The organism is Pseudomonas sp. GW822-FHT05A08, assembly GCF_058800485.1.
The window spans coordinates 4,412,587-4,429,961 of sequence record NZ_CM179511.1 but is presented as its reverse complement, the minus strand read 5'-3'; the positions used below and the strand labels follow the sequence as shown (position 1 = coordinate 4,429,961).

General features: G+C 66.4%; 6 protein-coding genes. 3 read left to right on the top strand and 3 right to left on the bottom strand.

Features of this window, described 5'->3' with window-relative positions:
- Nucleotides 1-99: 99 nt before the first annotated feature.
- The 3 genes from AC3RCP_RS19855 to AC3RCP_RS19845 all read left to right on the top strand — a co-directional run bounded on the left by AC3RCP_RS19855 (nucleotide 100) and on the right by AC3RCP_RS19845 (nucleotide 14,297).
- Nucleotides 100-9,072, top strand: coding sequence for a TcdA/TcdB pore-forming domain-containing protein (locus AC3RCP_RS19855; protein WP_492571022.1), 8,973 nt, complete (start codon nucleotides 100-102; stop codon nucleotides 9,070-9,072).
- Nucleotides 9,073-9,151: 79 nt separating this feature from the next.
- Nucleotides 9,152-10,609 carry a TolC family outer membrane protein gene (locus tag AC3RCP_RS19850; protein ID WP_492571023.1) on the top strand — a complete coding sequence of 486 codons (1,458 nt, stop codon included), beginning with the start codon at nucleotides 9,152-9,154 and terminating at the stop codon, nucleotides 10,607-10,609.
- Between the two features lie 118 nt (nucleotides 10,610-10,727).
- Nucleotides 10,728-14,297, top strand: a complete 3,570-nt coding sequence (locus AC3RCP_RS19845) for a PAS domain-containing protein (RefSeq protein WP_492571091.1) — start codon at nucleotides 10,728-10,730, stop codon at nucleotides 14,295-14,297.
- Here the strand turns inward: AC3RCP_RS19845 and AC3RCP_RS19840 are convergent.
- The 3 genes from AC3RCP_RS19840 to AC3RCP_RS19830 all read right to left on the bottom strand — a co-directional run bounded on the left by AC3RCP_RS19840 (nucleotide 14,294) and on the right by AC3RCP_RS19830 (nucleotide 17,362).
- The gene (locus AC3RCP_RS19840; protein ID WP_492571024.1) at nucleotides 14,294-15,211 is read right to left on the bottom strand and encodes a LysR family transcriptional regulator; all 918 of its coding nucleotides are present in this window, start codon (nucleotides 15,209-15,211) and stop codon (nucleotides 14,294-14,296) included. The genes AC3RCP_RS19845 and AC3RCP_RS19840 overlap by 4 nt on opposite strands.
- A gap of 20 nt (nucleotides 15,212-15,231) precedes the next feature.
- Entirely contained in the window at nucleotides 15,232-16,206 is a 975-nt protein-coding gene (locus AC3RCP_RS19835) for a response regulator (protein WP_492571025.1), read from the bottom strand.
- A 79-nt stretch (nucleotides 16,207-16,285) separates the two neighbouring features.
- Complete coding sequence (locus tag AC3RCP_RS19830) at nucleotides 16,286-17,362, bottom strand: GGDEF domain-containing protein (RefSeq protein WP_053261726.1); 1,077 nt, start codon at nucleotides 17,360-17,362, stop codon at nucleotides 16,286-16,288.
- Nucleotides 17,363-17,375 lie beyond the last annotated feature (13 nt).

Sequence of the window (17,375 nt, the reverse complement as noted above, 5' to 3'; positions counted from 1 at the left end):
CACGAACCAGGCATGCCTCCCCATCCCGGATATTCATAGCGACAGGCAGCCTTTCGCGACACGAAGGGCTTCGCTCAAAACAGACAAAGGATCACTGCAATGGCTTCCATGTCCAAGGACTTCACGCGCCTGCTCAATACCCTGATCGATCAACAGGTCAAGGCGGCAGGCAGGCAAACCGAATGGTTCAACATGAGCGCCGACGAGCGCGCCGCGTACATCGCCCAGGTCGGCGAGCGCCTGCTGGAAATGCAGCAGAGCACCCTGAGCGTGCTGGCCGCACAGCATTATCAGATGCAGGACAACCCGGTCTCGGTCGGCGACCAGTTGCAGACCCTGCAACAGCGCCGCCAGCAGATGAACGCCATCCCCGACACCCCGGCCATCAGCGCCTACAAGCTGCAACTGGACCGCGACATCCAGTTGTACAGCCGCCAGCAGACGGCGATCACCCACTATGACAGCACCTGGAACAAGGCCCTGGGCATGCTCAGCCCCGGTGGCGCCAAGCAGCTGGACATCAAGGGCCTGAAGGCCGATGCGCTGGCCAAGCAGGACAAGCTCAACGGGCGGATCAAGCGCCTGGAGCAGCAGTTGACCATCCAGGTGGCCGACTCCACCTTCAGCCAGGCCTACGTGACACTGTTCTCCGAACTGCAGGCCTACAAGGACGTCAGCGCCCGCTACAACACCTTGCTCAAGGCCACGCCCGAGCAGCAGGCCGCGAGCCTCGGCGCGCTGGCCAAGGCGCCCCGGGCCTCCGACGATCTGCCGGTGAATATTTCCCTGCTGATGATGGAAGAGCGCCCCGGCTATATCCGCATGAACGTGGCGCTGGTCAATGCCAGCACCGATGGGCGTTTCAAGGACTTCTTCCTGGAGAACGGCAGGCTGGTGGTGCCCACCGACGGGGTGCTGAACTTCTCCTTCGGCACCGCGGCCCGCTCCCTGGCCTGGCAGCAACAGTACCGGCTGAAGAACGAGCCGCCGTCCTTCCGCTCGCCGACCTACGCGCCGATTCGCTCGGTGCTGGTCAAGACGTCCTTTGTCGAGCAGTACTTCGCCAACCACCTGGTGTCGGAAAGCTCCTTGCGCGAAGGCTTCAAGGCCCAGGTGCTGGGCAACGGCCACAAGCTGCTGTTGACCAGCGTCGATCGCAAGGTGCCGAACCAGGTCGGCATCCAGGTTTCCGGCCAGTCGCCCAGCACCACTGTCACCCGCGAAGTGCCCCTGGCGGGCGCCTTGAGCGAGCTGATCAACCAGAACGCCGACATCGCCAGCTTCCAGACCATCGGCCTGGAAGGTTTTCGCCAGAACAGTTACCACCCCGACCGTGACGGCGTCTTCGTCAATATCCACGAGCTCGAACGCTCGGTGGGCCTTGCCGAGCGCCAGTACCTGCTGGAAATGCCTCAGGGCGGCGAGTACCGCGCTGCGACGCCTTTTGCGCTGATGACCGTCGACGGCGACAAGGTCAGCAGCAGCCACCTGAGCAAGGCACAGACCGACGCCCTGTATCAATACAACGCGGCGTTTTTTGACAAGCTGGAGCAGCTGCGCGACGGTGGCATCAAGGCCAGCCGCCTGTTCGAAGGCAGCCGCGAACGTACGGCCTTCACGCAGCAGCTGACCCGCTTGCTCGAACGCAACCACATCACCCCGGCCGGGGTGCTGATGCCGGAACACAGCCGCGCCAGCCTGCGCGATATCAAGGGCAACAACCTGAACAAGGTGCTCTGGGAGCAGGCCTTCGCCGCGTCGGTCTGGCAGAGCCGCGACAACGACGCGCTGCTGTTCGGCCTGGCCGACAAGCTGGTGAACAACCAGGCGGTGGCCAAGGTCCTGCAAGGCGGTTATGTGCAGAGCGACATTGCCCAGGCCAAGTTGCTGCTGGCCCCGCTGTACGAGTCATGGCGGGCCCGGGCGATCGACGCGGAAACCCAACGGGTCGCCGCGGCCAACGCGGCGCAGCATCCTGGCAACCCGAAAGTGCATGTCTTCGATCAGGTGGCGGTCGAGCGTTCCCTGGACAGTAAGTTGTTGACCCTGTTGTTGCGCGGCCCCGAGGGGCTGGAACCGGCCGATGGCGCACTGCGCCCGAGCGTCGAGGCGGCGTTGTCCAGTGACCAAGGCCGCAGCCTGCGCAAGCAGGCGCTGTTCCATGCCCTGCGCCCGGTGGCCGACAGCTTTTCCAAGGCCGCGGTGCCGGTCAATGCCCATGCCGCGCTGGCGCCGCAGAGTGGCGCCGACAAGGTCATGATCAACAACCGGCTGAATCAGCCCGACCCCTACCTGATCCTCAATACCCACCCGGAGCAGGCGCAGGCCGATGCCACGTTCCTGATCGCGGACGACAAGTACCGCAGCTACAGCCAGTTCCGTCCCGACCCGGGCAATGCCGCGACCCGCTACATGAACGACCTGGACACGCCCTTCGTGGGCGGCATTTCCGGGACCACCCAGACCGTCAGCAATGCCTTGCCGGAATTGTTCGGTGGTGCACCGAGCATCAAGCAGTACTGGCAGTTCCAGATGGCCAACGCGGCCTTCATGATCCGCAACGGCTATCACTCGTTCTTCGAGACCCTGTATGTCGCCGCCCGTTATGAACCCCAGGGGCCGGGTAGCATCGGCCAGGACCTGCTGCAGATGTTCGACCGCTACCGCGCCGAAGGCAGCCAGGAGGCGCTGCACGGCGAGCTGTACGACGGGGTGATGGCCCGCGTGCTGCCGATCGTCAACCAAGGCTTGCCGGTGGCCGAGGAGTTCCATCCGCCGCGTTTCACCAGCGTTGGCCCGCTGCCCGCGCTGCTGGGGCAGGCGGCGAAGGACCTGCAGCTCAAGACCGGGCTGGCCTCGTTAGGAGCCGGGTTCGAGCCGCGCCAGGGCAGCGCCGACATTCGTCAGTTCGCCGCCGACCCTGTGCAGTTCGCCAAGACCCATACCCTCAGTGCCGAGGCGCTGGTCAAGTCGGGACGCTTGCCGGCCCAGGGCAACGTGCAGTTGGTCAAGGTCGCGCCGAACCTGTACGAGCTCGAATACACCGAGCACAGCGCCAATGACGTTGCCGGCGGCAACAGCGTGCCGGCGTATTTTCTCGGCTACAACGGCCCGAACCAGGCCAATGCCGCGCCGGCCTATGTGGACATTCCCAAGCACGCGGCCGCGGGCAGCTTCCTCTTCACCGGCACCTTGTCGGGCTGCTCGCTGGTGGTGACCAGCCTGGACGCCAATACCTTCCGGGTCTACCACGACGGCCGGGTCAACAGCTCGCTGCTGTACGACAACGTGGTGATGGCGGTCGACTACAAGGACTATCAGGTCGCCGGCACCGCCGAGGGCCTGGCCGCGGCCTACATGCAGTACGTCGACGGCCAGTGGCAACTGGTGTTCCAGCGCCAGGAGTACCAGCGCGAAGGCCAGATGGTCTGGCCGAAGCTGCGCGACGGCGCGCAACCCCTGCAGATCCAGAACGCCGACCCTCAGGTGGTGGAACGCAACCGGGCCGAGTTCGCCGCCTACCGCGAGCAGGTGCACCAGAACCTGAAGAAAGTCGCGACCCAGTTCGGCGTGTCGGTCGACGGGGTGGCCGACGGTGTCTACCGCGATGGCGCCTTTTCTCCCGAACATCCGGCGATCGCCGCCTGGAACCAGCTGCGCGAAGCGGTCCAGGCCAAGGTCAACGCCGACATCCAACAGCTGGCCGACAAGCGCTACCAACTCCAGCAAGACCGGCGCGGGGCCAGCGACAAGGGCCTGATCGACCAGCAGATCAAGCAGCTCAACCTCACCCAGGACTACTACCGGGCGCAGTACGACCCGGTGTTGCGCGAAGCCGGCTCGGTGGAAAAGACCTGGCTCTGGCAGCAGATCAAGGCCAAGGACGGCACCACCGCGGTGGTGCGCACCGACGATACGGCGATCCAGGGCGCAGGCGAGGAGCGCGCCAGCAGCGTCGGCGAGCGTTATGCGATTGCCGAGGCCTATCAGCGCGGCGCGCGGGGCACGGCGTTCAGCGACGGCTTGCGGGATTTTCGCGAGATCAAGATTCCCGGGGTGGACGACCGGATGTCGGCCCTGAAGATGAAGCAGCTGTTTCTCGACGGCACCCTCACGCCCCGCGAGCGTGGCGCCCTGAGCGGGCGCATCACGGAAACCGCCCAGGCCGAGTACATCGACAAGGTGCTGCGCCAGACCGCGGTGTTCAGTGAAGACTTCCACAAGGCCGGCAGTGTCTTCGACCGGCTGGCGCCGCAGGACTTCTACCTGTCGCTGGTGGGCGACCGCTCCGGCGGCCGTTGCTACCCCCTGGTCCGGGCGATGGCCGTGGCCCTGGCCAGCGGTGGCGAGGCGGGCGTCAACAGCCTGGTACAGAAGCTGTTCCTGGCCTCCGCCGACCCTCAGGCGGGCAGCTCGACGCTGCTCAAGAACAGCCTGATCCGCCTGCATTCCAATGTCGAAGCGGTCCAGGCTTCCAGGGAGCTGGGGCAGGTCAAATTGTCCGAGGTGGTGTCGCGGCTGGCCGCCAGCAGCGGCACCTCGATGTTCGCCCTCAATACCCAGAACCACTCGATGATGGTGGGCAGCACGCAGACCGCCGAAGGCCGTCGCTACTACTTCTATGACCCGAACGTGGGGATCTTCGCCTTCGACTCCAGCAAGGGCTTGGCCAAGGCCATGCAGCAGCACCTGGTGACGCGCAACCTGGCCGCGCACTATGGCTCGCTCGGCACAAAGTCGCTGCCGGCCTTCAACCTGATCGAGATCGACACCGGCAAGATGGCCGAGGTGCCGGTGGGCAACGGGCTGAATGTGGCCGATCTGTCGCGGCCCGAAGAACTGGCCGGGGTCATCGGCCAGCGCCGCCAGGTCGAGCAGGCAGTAGACGCCCGGCAGCGCGTCAGCGAAGACCTGCGCCTGGGGGCGGCGTTGACCACCTTCGACGCCGAGCAGTGGGGCGCGCGCTTCGAAGTCGCCAGCACCCGGCTGGCCCGGGAACACCAGTTGGGCAGCCAATGGATACCGATCATTGCCAACATCGAGGCACAGCAGGAGGGCGGCTATCGGGTCCAGTTCATCAACCGTGACCAACCCGAGCAGACTCGCTGGCTGGCTACCGACGATGGCACCTTTGTCGAGTTCCGGCGTTTCGTCGATGAGCACATGCGGGTGTTCAACCAGCACTTCACCCTGGAGCACGGGCAGATACGGCCGCGTGCCGGCGTTAGCGAAGCATCGCCGGTGGATGGCTTGAACGCCGGCTTCGCGGTGCAGACGCTGATCCAGTGGTTCGCCGACAAGAACCGCAAGGACACAGCCCAGGGCACGGTTTCGCCGGACCTGGCCACTGCGCTGAAGATCCACAGCTACCTGGGCCTGGCGCAGATCGGCCATGGCACCTTGCAGGACGTGGTCAAGGTCACCGAACTGGTGCAGACCGCGTTGCGCGGCGAAGCCATGGCTGCCGAAACCTCGCTCAAGGACTTTGCCTCGACCCTGGGCCACACCGTCAACGAAGGCGCGGGCGTGCTGTTTGGCGGGGCCATGGTCGGCCTGGATGCCTATGAACTGGCCCATGCCGAGAACGACGTGCAGAAGGCGGTGTTCGGCACCCAGCTGGCATTCGATTCGGCCAGCTTCGTCACCGGCGCGGCCGGGGTCGGCGCCGGGCTGCTCGGCGCCTCGACGGCGGCCGCGGTGCTCGGCGGCGCGGGGGTGATCCTCGGTGGCCTGGCGGTGGGTTTCACCGCGCTGGCCCAGGCCTTTGGCGCGGTGGCCGAAGACGCCAAGGCAGTCGGGCGTTACTTCGATACGGTCGACAAGGCCTACAAAGGTAATGGCTACCGTTATGACGTGGAGAAGAAGGTGCTGGTGCCGCTGGCCGGCGCGGTGGTCAAGCGCCTGGACCTGCGCAACAACCAGATCGGTTTCGACAGCCAGTACATTTACCGCACCCACCACGGCTCCACCGGTTCCGGGGCGATCAACTACTTCTTCTGGGCCGGGGATTTCCCGCGGATGATCCACGACCGTGGCCAGGCGATCGAGGTGCGCAGCGGTATCGGCTACAAGGACGCCACGCGCACGCTCGAGCATGGCGACAGCACGGCGGTGATCCTGCCGGGCACGCCCAAATCCTACATCAGCTACGAGTACATGATCCTGCCGGGGTCCACCACCCGGCATGACACCGGCTTCGACGTGATCCGCCGGCTCGAGGAGGACCGGCGCTTCGACTACGACTTCTACATCTTCCCGAGCGAGGAGACGATCCGGCGGATTCGCCAGGAATACGTCGAGACCCCGATCGAGGTGCTGCTCGACTCGCGCGACCGGCAACTGGTGATACCCGAGCTGCCCAAGGAGCTGCACGGCTATCTGAACTACCAGATCAAGGGCGCGGGCGGGCGTTATCTGGTGGGCCTCAATGAAGGCACCCGGGTCGATCTGTCCAGCGAGTCCGGCACGCCGTCGCGCTGGATCATCGACAGCAGCCAGCTGGCGAGCGAGAGCATCAGCGTGTCCAAGGATCAGCTGGTGGTCGGCGGCGTGGTGGTCAAGCTCGACCCGGCGCATAACGGCCAGGTGCTGGTGGTCAACGCCAAGGGCGAGGTGCGCGAAGTCGATTTCGCCGGCATGAGCGCCCGGGTGGTGGAGGAAGACGCGAGCAAATGGCAACTGCCTGGCCAGCGTATCGAACAGCACCTGAGCGAGCTGGCCAAGGCCCATCAGCTGCACGGTCAGTACGTGGTTGTCGATAACTACCGCCACGAGGGGCGCAATGTCGGCCGGGCGTTCTACGACGTCGCCAACGACCGCATGCTGTTCACCGACACCCAGGTGGAACAGGCCAGGAACGCCCAGCTGGGGGCGGTCATCGGCGAGCATGCCTACTTCGTCGACGCCGAGAATTCCGCGGCATGGCGGGTCGAGATCGCCACCGGCAAGGTCGACGCGCAGTTTGCCCCGTCGTTCAACCAGAGCGCGGGCCGGATCAGCCGGTTCTGGCAGGAGGGCGACGCGGTCTACCTGGCCCGTCGTTATCAGCTCAAGGAGCGCGAGGCCGAGCTGAACTTCCGCATCACCGGTGACCGGATGGAGCTGGTCGGGGTGGTCGGCGATGACGCATTGCTGCAACTGTCGGCACGCACCGGCCAGCATGGCGATGCGCTCAAGGCCCTGCTCCAGGGCTACCAGAACCAGTCCACGCAACGCGCCAGCCCGGTGTACAGCCTGGGCGCGCCGATGATGGAGCCGAGCGCGGCGGCGCTGGTGACGGTGTTTGGCCTGGATAACGCGAAAGTCGCGCACCGCTACTGGGTGCGCACCAGCGACGGCACGGTGATCAAGCCGAACCTGGCGCCCCCGGCGGGTCAGCAGCCGCCGCTGGATGCCCAGGGCAAGCCCCAGAGCGCCTGGCCGATTCCGGCGGACCTGGTGTTCGCCGGCAGCATGCCGCAGCGGGCTGGCCAGGAGGTGTTTTTCTTCTACAGCCAGAAGCAGAAGGTGCTGTTCCGCCAGGAAGGGCCGGGGCAGAAAGTCCTCGACGGCAGCCAGCCGAGCGCCTTGCGCCTGGCCACGCCGACCCTGGCCAATGTGCTCGAACTCAACGGCCATCTGCTGGCCGTGACCGAGGATGGGCTGGTCGCGCGGATCGAGGCGACAGGGCGCCTGAGTTATGAAGCGGTCAATGAGCATTGGCTCAAGGGCCGCAGCACCTGGTGGCAGGACCTGGCCAGTGTCAACGGCGGCAGCGCCACCCTGGCGGTATTCGGGGCCAAGGCCGCCGACGGCAAGAGTGCGCTGCCGGTGTGGTACCACAACGGCCAGGTGGTCGTGGCGGCGTCCTCGCTGCAAGGCAAGCCGCTGCAATTTCTCGGCTTCGACAGCGCCAGCTCCAGCGCGCGGCTGTTCGAGCCCGAGAGCGGCAAGCTCTACCTCCAGGCACCGCTGACGTCCGAGGCGTTGGCCGCTGCGTTTGGCAGCGACGAGGTGCTTGAGGCCTCGGCGCAATTGCCCGCCGCCACGCTGCCGATGCCCGAGGTGCAACTGCGTTCGGCGGTCCAGGTGGATGCCGGGCTGCGGTTGACGACGGTGCAGGGCGAGATCCTGCTGCGCGCCAATAACGGCGATGTGCAGCTGGTGGCGCTCGACAAGGGCTGGCAGCAGCAACACCTGGGCAATCTGTCCCAGGCGCTGGCGCAAGTGGCTGGCCAGTGGCGAGCCAAAGGCGTGCTGACCTTGCAAGGCGCCGAGAGCCAGGGCTGGTTCGATGTCGCCAGCGGGCGGATGTTCGCCAGCACGGGCATTCCCGCCGCAAGCGACCTGCGTTTTATCGGGGTGGCCGCCGAATCGCAGCGCTCGGCCTACGTCTACAGCCCGACGGAACAGGCGCTGTACAAGGTCAAGGAAGGGGCTGCGCAGAAGCTCGGTCATTACGCCAATGTCGAGCGTATCGGCTCGTCGCTGCTGCTGCAGGGCGGCGGTCGTCAGGACGAGCTGGCGCCGCCGCTGATCGCCGGGGTCGACAGCGTGGTGCTGCATGGCGGCGGTGCCAACGACACCTATCGCTTCAGCCCGGCGATGTGGGCGCATTACCGCACGGTGGTGATCGACAACGATGACCCGGGCCAGGCCCTGGACCGCCTGATCCTGCCGGTGGCCGATGGCAAGAACATCCTCGTCAGCCGTCGGGGCGAGGACGTGCTGCTGACCGACGCCGGCTCTGGCACGGCCCTGGTGCTGCGCCAGGTGTTGGGCAGTGAGGCCGCGGCGCACCGGCATCTGCAGATCGAGCTGCAAGGCGACTCATCGGTGATCAGTGTCGATCATCTGGTGAAGGGCTTTGCCCAGGCGGGATCGGCCAAGGACGGGTTGTTCGAGCTGTCCTCGCGCGAGCGCCAGGCCGTGCCGATGGCGAACGACATCGCCTCGGTGACGGAGGCCGAAGGGCCCAGCCTGGCCAAACTGAGCGGGGCCATGGCGGCCTTCGCCGACACCGGCGGGGCGCGTGAGCACCTGCCGCAAAACCGTCAGGCCGCCCAGGCGGTGCTGGTGCCTTCACTGACCTGACCACGCGGGAGCAACCACAGGAGGGGCGCCAAGCCTCTCCTGTCTCCTGGCCCACCTTGTTTGGAAACAGAAACAGACCATGACCAACCCCATGATTTCGCGGCAGCGAGCCCTTGCCGGCTGGCTGCCCGTCCTGCTATCGCTGGCCGCGTTGCCGGCGGCCTCCCTGGCGGTGGCCGCCGAACAGCCGCGCCAGGCCATGCCCAGCGACCTGTGGCGGGTGTACCTGGATGCCCAGCACAACAACAGCGAGCTGGCGGCGGCCCGTGCCGACCAGGCCGCCCGCGCCGAGGCGGTGCCCCAGGCCCGGGCCGGGCTGCTGCCCACGCTGTCGGCCAGCGCCGAGCTGAATGGCACCAGCACTTCCCTGCAACAGCCACGGCAGGACACCCGGCGCAGCGGCACCAGCTACCAGGCGGTGCTGAACCAGCCGATCTTCCGAGCCGATCGCTGGTTCAGCCTCAAGGCCGCCGAAGCCGAGGACCAGCAGGCCCGGCTGGAGCTGGCGGCAGCCGAACAGAAACTGATGCTCGACAGCGCCCAGGCCTATTTCGGCCTGCTCAAGGCCCAGGACGCCCTGGCGGCGGCCAAGGCGGAAGAGGCGGCGCTCAAGCGCCAGCTGGAACTGGCCGAGAAGGGCTTGCAGCTGGGCCTGTCGGACCGTACCGATGTGCTCCAGGCCGAGGCCGGGCATGACACCGCGCGGGCCAACCGGATCGTCGCGCAGAAGCGCACCGACGATGCCTTCGAGGCCCTGGACACCCTGACGCACCAGCAATACGCGGCGATCCAGGGCGTGCGGCACGACATGCCGGTCTTGTTGCCCGAGCCCAACGATGCCCGGCGCTGGGTCGATACCGCGGTGCGCCAGAACCTGACCCTGCTGGCCAGCCAGCAAGCCCTGGATGCGACGCAGCAGACCCTCAGCGCGCGCAAGGCCGGGCACGCGCCGACCCTCGACGCGGTGCTGCGTTACCAGACCGGCGACAACGACAACCTGGGGTATGGCAACAGCGATATCCGTGGCAGCGGCTACGGCGGCAATGTCGAGCAGCGCTCCGTCGGCCTGCAGTTGAACATTCCGCTGTTCAGCGGCGGCCAGACCTCTTCCCAGGTGCGCGAGGCCCACCAGCGGATGAATCAGCGCGAGTACCTCAACGACAACCTGCGGCGCCAGGTGGTGGAGCAGACCCGCAACCTGCATCGCGGCCTCAACAGCGGCGTCGATCAGGTCAAGGCCCGGCGCCAGTCGATCATCTCCAACCAGGGCGCGGTGCTGGCCTCGCAACTGGGCTTCCAGGTCGGCACCCGCAATATCGTCGATGTGCTGGAAGCCCAGCGCCAGTTGTATAACGCCGTGCGCCAGTACAACGACAGCCGTTATGACTACATTCTCGACACCCTGCGGCTCAAGCAGTCGGTGGGAACCTTGTCGCCCCAGGACCTCAAGGCGCTTGGTGATTACCTCAAGGCCGACTACGATCCCGACCGCGATTTCCTGCCGCCGGAGTTTCCACGCCGGCTGGCGGCGCGTTGAGCTGTTTGTCAGGGCACAGGCGTATGCGCACGGGTTTATCAGGTAAAGGGGCGAGGTGTTGCACAGGCTAACCAACTTCTTCGACAGCCACAGACGGTGTTGCTACGCCCTGGGCGTGGTGCTCGCGGTCGGTGCCGCGGTGGCGCTGGGCAACTACTACCGCCTGCAGGTCGAGGACGTCTACCAGGCCAGTATCGAGATGCAGACCCAGGAGTACGCGGCGGATCTGCAGCAGTGGAAGTCCGACGGTTTTGCCATTGGCGCGCTGTCGATCCTGGGGCGCCACAACCCCTCGCTGAAACGGGTGATCCTGGAGCGCGAGCCCTCGGCAGAATTGATGGCGCAGGCGGCGATCCCGTTGAAGACGCTGTCGATGGTGGTGGGCGCCAACCACGCCTTTGTCCTCAACCGCGACGGGGTGGTGGTGGCGGCCCACGATCACCAGGGCCAGGCGCCGCTGGGGCTGAATGTGGCCTTCCGGCCCTACTTCAAGGTGGCGCTCAACGGCGGCAGCAGCGTCTATGGCGCGATCAGCGTCACCACCGGTACCCGCATGTTCTACATGGCGGTCCCGGTCTACGAGTCGCGCACGCGCCAGGACCAGGTGATCGGGGTACTGGTGGCGCGTTTCGACGGCAAGATGCTCGACACCAGCCTGAGCAAGCAGTATGGCGACGACCTGAAAATGATCCTGTCGCCCAGCGGCGTGGTGCTGGCCGCCAGCACCCCGGATTTTCTGCTCAAGGCCGATCGCGCCTGGTCGCTGCGCGAATTCGGCGGCGAGATCCGCCGCCAGTTCGGCGACTACCCGTTCGCCCACGGGGTGCCCGAACGCTTGCCCTTCGATGCCCATCAGCCGCAGGTCAAGCTGGACGGCCGGCGCTACAGCCTGTCCCGGGCCGATTTCGACTGGAACGATCCCAGCGGTCCCTGGACCCTGGTCACCCTGGGCGACCTGGATACGGTGCTGCCGGCCGAGCAGGTGCTGCTGATCAAGGGCTTGAGCGCCGTGGTGTTCCTGCTGTTGCTGTGGGGCGGCCTGCGGCGCCTGGCCGATGCCCGGCGACACAAGGCCGACGTGGCGCGGATCGAGCAAAGCGAGCGACGCCTGGACATGGCCCTGCAAAGCGGCGCGCTGGGGCTGTGGGACTGGAACGTCAGCCTGGGAATCGTCATCAACAACGATGTCTGGCTGCGGATCCTCGGCTACAGCAAGGAGGAGTTGGACCAGACCTTCGGCAATGGCCTGGATCGCTGGGCCTGCCTGGTCCATCCCCAGGACCATGAGCCGGTCATGGCCAGGCTCAGGGCGCACCTGAACAACGAAGTCGAGGAGTACCGCGCCGAGTACCGCATGCGCAGCAAAAGCGGGCGCTGGTTGTGGGTGCTGGACATCGGCCGGGTCATGCAGCGCGATGCCCATGGCACGCCGACGCGGGTCACCGGCGTGCTGCAGGACATCACCCAGGCGGTCGAGGTGCAGCAGTCGATCGTCGACAGCCAGACCAAGTTGCAATCGATGATCGCCAACATTCCGGGGGTGGTGTTTCGCAGCCTGCCGGACGCCTCGCGGACCATGGTGTTCGTCAGCGAGGCCATCGAGGGCCTGAGCGGTTTTGCGGCGGCGCATTTCCTCGCCGGGCACAGCTATCGCGACCGGGTCCACCCCGACGACCTGGAGATTTTCGCCGGCTGCCTGGGCAGCGCCAGCTACATGCTCGAATACCGGATCATCACCGCCAGCCAGGAGGTGCGCTGGGTCTACGACAAGGGCCAGACCATTGTCGTGGACGGGGTGCCGCAGTACCTGGACGGGGTGATTTTCGACATCAGCGAACGCAAGGCGGTGGAAGCCCAGGTCCAGCAATCGCGGCGCGACGCCGAGCTGGCGACCCAGGCCAAGTCGGAGTTTCTCGACAGCATGTCCCATGAAATCCGCACGCCGCTGAACGCGATCATCGGCATGGCCCACCTGGTGCAGGACATGCCCCTGGAGCGGGTGCAGCGCGACTACATCGAGAAGATCGACCGCGCGGCGCGCAACCTGGTGGGCACCATCAATGGCGTGCTCGACCTGTCGAAGATCGAAGCCGGCAAGCTGAGCATGGAGCAGGTCTGCTTCGACCTGCGCGAACTGGTGGACGATGTGTTGCTGCTGGTGCGCCAGCGCGCGGAAGAACAGGCGCTGCAGCTGCGCCTGGACATTCCGGCCCTGCTGCCGCGCAGCTATGTCGGCGATCCGCTGCGCCTGGCCCAGGTGCTGACCAACCTGGTGGACAACTCGATCAAGTTCACCGAGGCCGGCCATGTGTGCATCGGCGTGTGCCTGGTGCGCCAGTGGAACGACAAGGCTCTGCTGTGCTTCAGCGTCACCGACACCGGGGTGGGCATCAGCGACGAGCAGCAGGCGCGGCTGTTCAATGCCTTTGTCCAGGCCGACCTGTCGATCAGCCGGCGTTACGGCGGCAGCGGCCTGGGGCTGACCATCTCGAAAAAAATCGTGCAGATGATGCAGGGCGACATCTGGGTGCACAGCAAGCCGGGGCAGGGCGCAGTGTTCAAATTCACCGTGCAGTTGAACGTGCCGCAACAGCGGCCGCAGGCGTTGCCCGCGGCGAGTTGCAGCGCGCCGGCCACGCCATCGATGGCGGGTGCGGCGGGGCTGTGCACGGTCAACGACTATGCGCGGTTGCTGGCGGGGACGCGGGTGCTGGTGGTCGAGGACAACCGGCTGAACCAGGATGTGTTGCAGGGGCTGTTGCAGCGCGCCGGGGTCCAGGTGGTGCTGGCAGCCAACGGCGCCGAGGCCTTGCAGCGGTTGCTCGAGGACGGGCGCTTCGACGGGGTGCTGATGGATTGCCAGATGCCGGTCATGGACGGCTACGGCACCACGCGCAAGATCCGCGGTTACCCGCACCTGCGCTCGCTGCCGATCATCGCGGTGACCGCCAGCAGCCAGGCCGATATCCAGGGCCGGGTGCTGGCCGCCGGCATGAGCGACCTGGTGAGCAAGCCGCTGGAGGTCACGGCCTTCTATCGGACCCTGGTGCGCTGGATCAAGCACCTGGAACTGCCACCGGGGGAGATTGCGACAAGCCTGCCCAGCGCCGTCTCGACCCCGGGCTACGAGGGCATCGACTCGGCGCTGGGGCTGGCGGTGGTGAACCAGGACCTGGCGCTGCACCAGAAGCTGCTGGCGGATTTTCGCGATGACCAGCAGCAGGTCATCGAGCGCCTGTGGCTGGCCCACGCCGCCGAGGACTTGCAGGCCATCGGCTTTCTGGCCCACAGCCTGCAGGGGGCGGCCGGCAACATCGGCGCCACCGCGGTCCGGCAGGCCGCCAGGCAACTGGAGGAGCAATGTGTCGGGCAGGCCGACCTGGTGCCCTTGATCCGCCAGCTGGCGCGGTGCCTGGAACCGCTGCTGGCCGGCCTGGTGGGCTTGCCAACGGCGGGTGTCGAGCCTCCGGTCCGGGAGAACCAGGCACTGGGCACTGAGCAGCTGTTAAAACTGGAGCGGCTGGCCAAGCTGCTGCACAACCATAATGCGCAGGCCCTGGCGCTGATCGATGAACTGTGCGAGCAGAGCCGTAGCGGCGCCCTGCGGGCGATTCAGGAGCGGATCTACCGGCTGGAGTTCCAGCAGGCTTATGCGCTGCTGGTCGAGTTGCGCGCGGCCCAGGGCTAGCGCGCGGCGCAGGTCAGTTCGAGGTAGCGCGCCATCCGGTCCGTGCAGTGCTCCACCAGGCACTGGTGCAGGGCCCGCAGCGACTCGGTGATTTGCGAGCGGTGCGAAACCACCAGGCTCAGCGGCGCGGCGTCGGCCTGCCAGCCGGGGAGCAGGGGCAGCAGGCGCCCGGCGAGCAGGTCCTCGACCACGTTCAACAGCGGCAGGTAGACCACGCCGTGGCCGGCCACCGCCCAGCGCCGCGCGGCATCGCCATCGTCGCAGCAGAAATGCCCCTGTACCCGCACGTCCTCGACCTGGCCCGGCGCATGGAAACGCCAGCGGCTCTCTGGCCGGCCAATGCTGTGGCAGATGATGCACTCGTGCTCGCTCAGCTGTTCCGGCGATTCGGGCGTGCCATGTTCGGCCAGGTAGCCGGGCGCGGCGCAGGCGATGAAGTGGTGCTGCTTGAGCACCGGCAGTTCGACCAGGTCCAGCGCCAGGCTTTTGCCGTAGCGCAGCGCCGCGTCGAAGCGGCCCTTGAGCAGGTCCTCTTCCTTGTCGCTCAGGGCCAGCTTGATATACAGCCGCGGGCGTTCCTGCTTGAGCCGGGCGAGCAGGTCCAGCAGCAGGTTGCGGCCCAGGTCGGAAGACACCGTGAGCTCCAGCATGCCGTCGTCGTGGGTCAACGAGCGCTTGCCGTTGGCCAGGATCTTCAAGGCGTGCTGCGCGCTTTCCAGGTAACGCACGCCTTCGGGTGTGAGTTTCAGGGTGCGCGTGGAGCGGGTGAACAGGCGCACGCCGAGACGGTTTTCCAGGCGCTTGAGCGCCAGGCTGGCGGCGGCCGGGGTGATCGACATGATGCGCGCCGCGGGCGACAGGCCCTGCAGCTCGGCAATCAGCACGAACAGTTCCAGGTCGGCGAGGTTAGGCATGGGCAAGGCTCACTGTCCGTTCACAGGCCGAAAAAGCTCTGTGACGAACTCAGCAAGGCCGCCGAGAGCGACGCCGGGCCGCAGGCGATGCATTGCTCGAACCCCGGCTGTTCATACATCCGCGCCATGGCCTGGGCGTGCCGGCCGGGAAGGTCGCCGCCGGGTTGCAGCAGGCTCAGGTGGTAGTCCAGCGCCAGGGCGAAAAGGCGGGCCGAGAGCGGGAGATCGAGGCTTGCCGGGCTGCGGTCGCCCTGGAGCAGCGCCTCGGCATGGGTGATTTTCCAGGCGAGGTTGAGGATGCGGTCTTCCGGGTCGGCGTGGGCGAGGATCTCCTCGATCAGCACCCGGCTGTGGGCCAGGGCCTGGCCGATGCTGCCGCCGGGCTGGTTGAGGCCCATCAGGGCCAGGCAGGCGGCGCTGCGAAACGCCGCGGGGTCGCTCTGGGTCACGCCGCTGTCGAGCAGGATCGACAGGGTGTCGAGCAGCGCCTCGAGGCGGATCCGTGGGTTGCCGGTCAGCTGCAAGGCCAGGGCGCCGACGAAGCCGTCGCGCATGTCGCTGCCGGCCGAGGGCTCGGCCGCCGGTTGCGGGCTGTGCAGGGGTTTGTCGCGGTAACCCAGTTGTGTCGCCACCCGGGCCAGCACCACCGGCGGCGAAATCGGCTTGGCGATGTAGTCGGCGGCGCCGAGCAGCAGGCCCAGGCGTTCGTCTTCGACGCTGCTGCGCGAGGTCAGGAAAATCACCGGGATGGCCGCGGTCGCCGGGTGGCGCTTGAGTTCGCTGAGCACCTGGAAGCCGTCCATCTCGGGCATCAGGATGTCGAGGATGATCAGGTCGGGGCTGGCGCTGCGGGCCAGGGCCAGGCCACGCTCGCTGTTCTTCGCCAGCAGCACTTCATATTCGCTCGTCAGGGTTTTCGAGAGCACGATCAATGACTGCGGGTCGTCGTCGATCGCCAGGAGGGTATAGGGCTTGGGGGCGTGCTCTGCGGGCATGACGGGGGCGCCTGATCAAGAGAGGGCGGCAGTTTATCTTATTTGATCGGCCGGTCGCGCTGGTGCGTTGCCGCAGGGGTCACGGGTGAAAGGTGTAGCGATCCTTGCCCGTGTGCTTGGACTGGTACAGCGCCTTGTCGGCCTTGAGCAGCGCCTGGTTCAGGCTGTCGTCGTCCTCGACCCGGGCCAGGCCGATGCTGACGGTCACCGGGTATCGGGCCCGGGCTTGGCGCACCACCTGGCACAGGCGTTCGGCCAGTTGCTCGACGTCGTCGCGCCGTACCCCGCCCAGGTAGATGGCGAACTCCTCGCCCCCCAGGCGCGCATAGTCGAAGCCGGCCATGACCGTGCGGATATCCGTGGCCACCCGCTTGAGCACCTCGTCGCCGATGTCGTGGCCGTACAGGTCATTGATTTTCTTGAAGTTGTCGACGTCGATCATCGCCAGGTAGTGGTCATGCTCCCGGGGCTGCGCCGCCAGTTGTTCGCCGGCGCGGGCCATGAACGAGCGGCGGTTGGGGATGCCGGTCAGGCTGTCGTTGTAGGCTTGCTCGAGCAACAGTTTGGACATGATGTAGGTGTGCAGCTTGGCCTGGCGCAGCTTGATGAAGCTGTAGAGGGTCAGGGCGGTGAGGAACAGCGCGTAGATCAGCAGCATGGCGCCCTTGAGTTCCAGCACCGAGGTCTGGGTCATGATGAACGGGTCGAGCACCACCCAGGTCAGCACGAGGGTGGCGAAGAACGACCAGCGCCGCAGGGGCAGCACCGAGGCGCTGTAGAGAATGCTCGAGGCGCCGAGGATCAGCCAGTCGGGGCGCAGGTCCAGCGGCATGCCTTCGATCACCAGGCGGATACCCGCGCCGATGATCAGCACGAAAAGCAGGTTGAGCCACTGGAAGTACCGGGCGTTCTTGATGAAGGCCAGCATGATCGCGTTGATCGCCAGGGCGACCAGGAACGCCATCGAGTACAGGGTGAAGCCCTGCTTGCCGGGGAAGCTGACGATCAGGTTGAACAGCAGCCAGATGCTGATGCTGGCGACGTAGATCAGCAGGCAGAAACCGTGCAGCCGTTCGAAGTCGTACTGGGCGAACTCGGCCTTGAGGGCCGGCGGCGTGGCCTGTTTCAGCACTTGCGCTTCAATGGTCTTGAGCATTACGGGCCTTGGA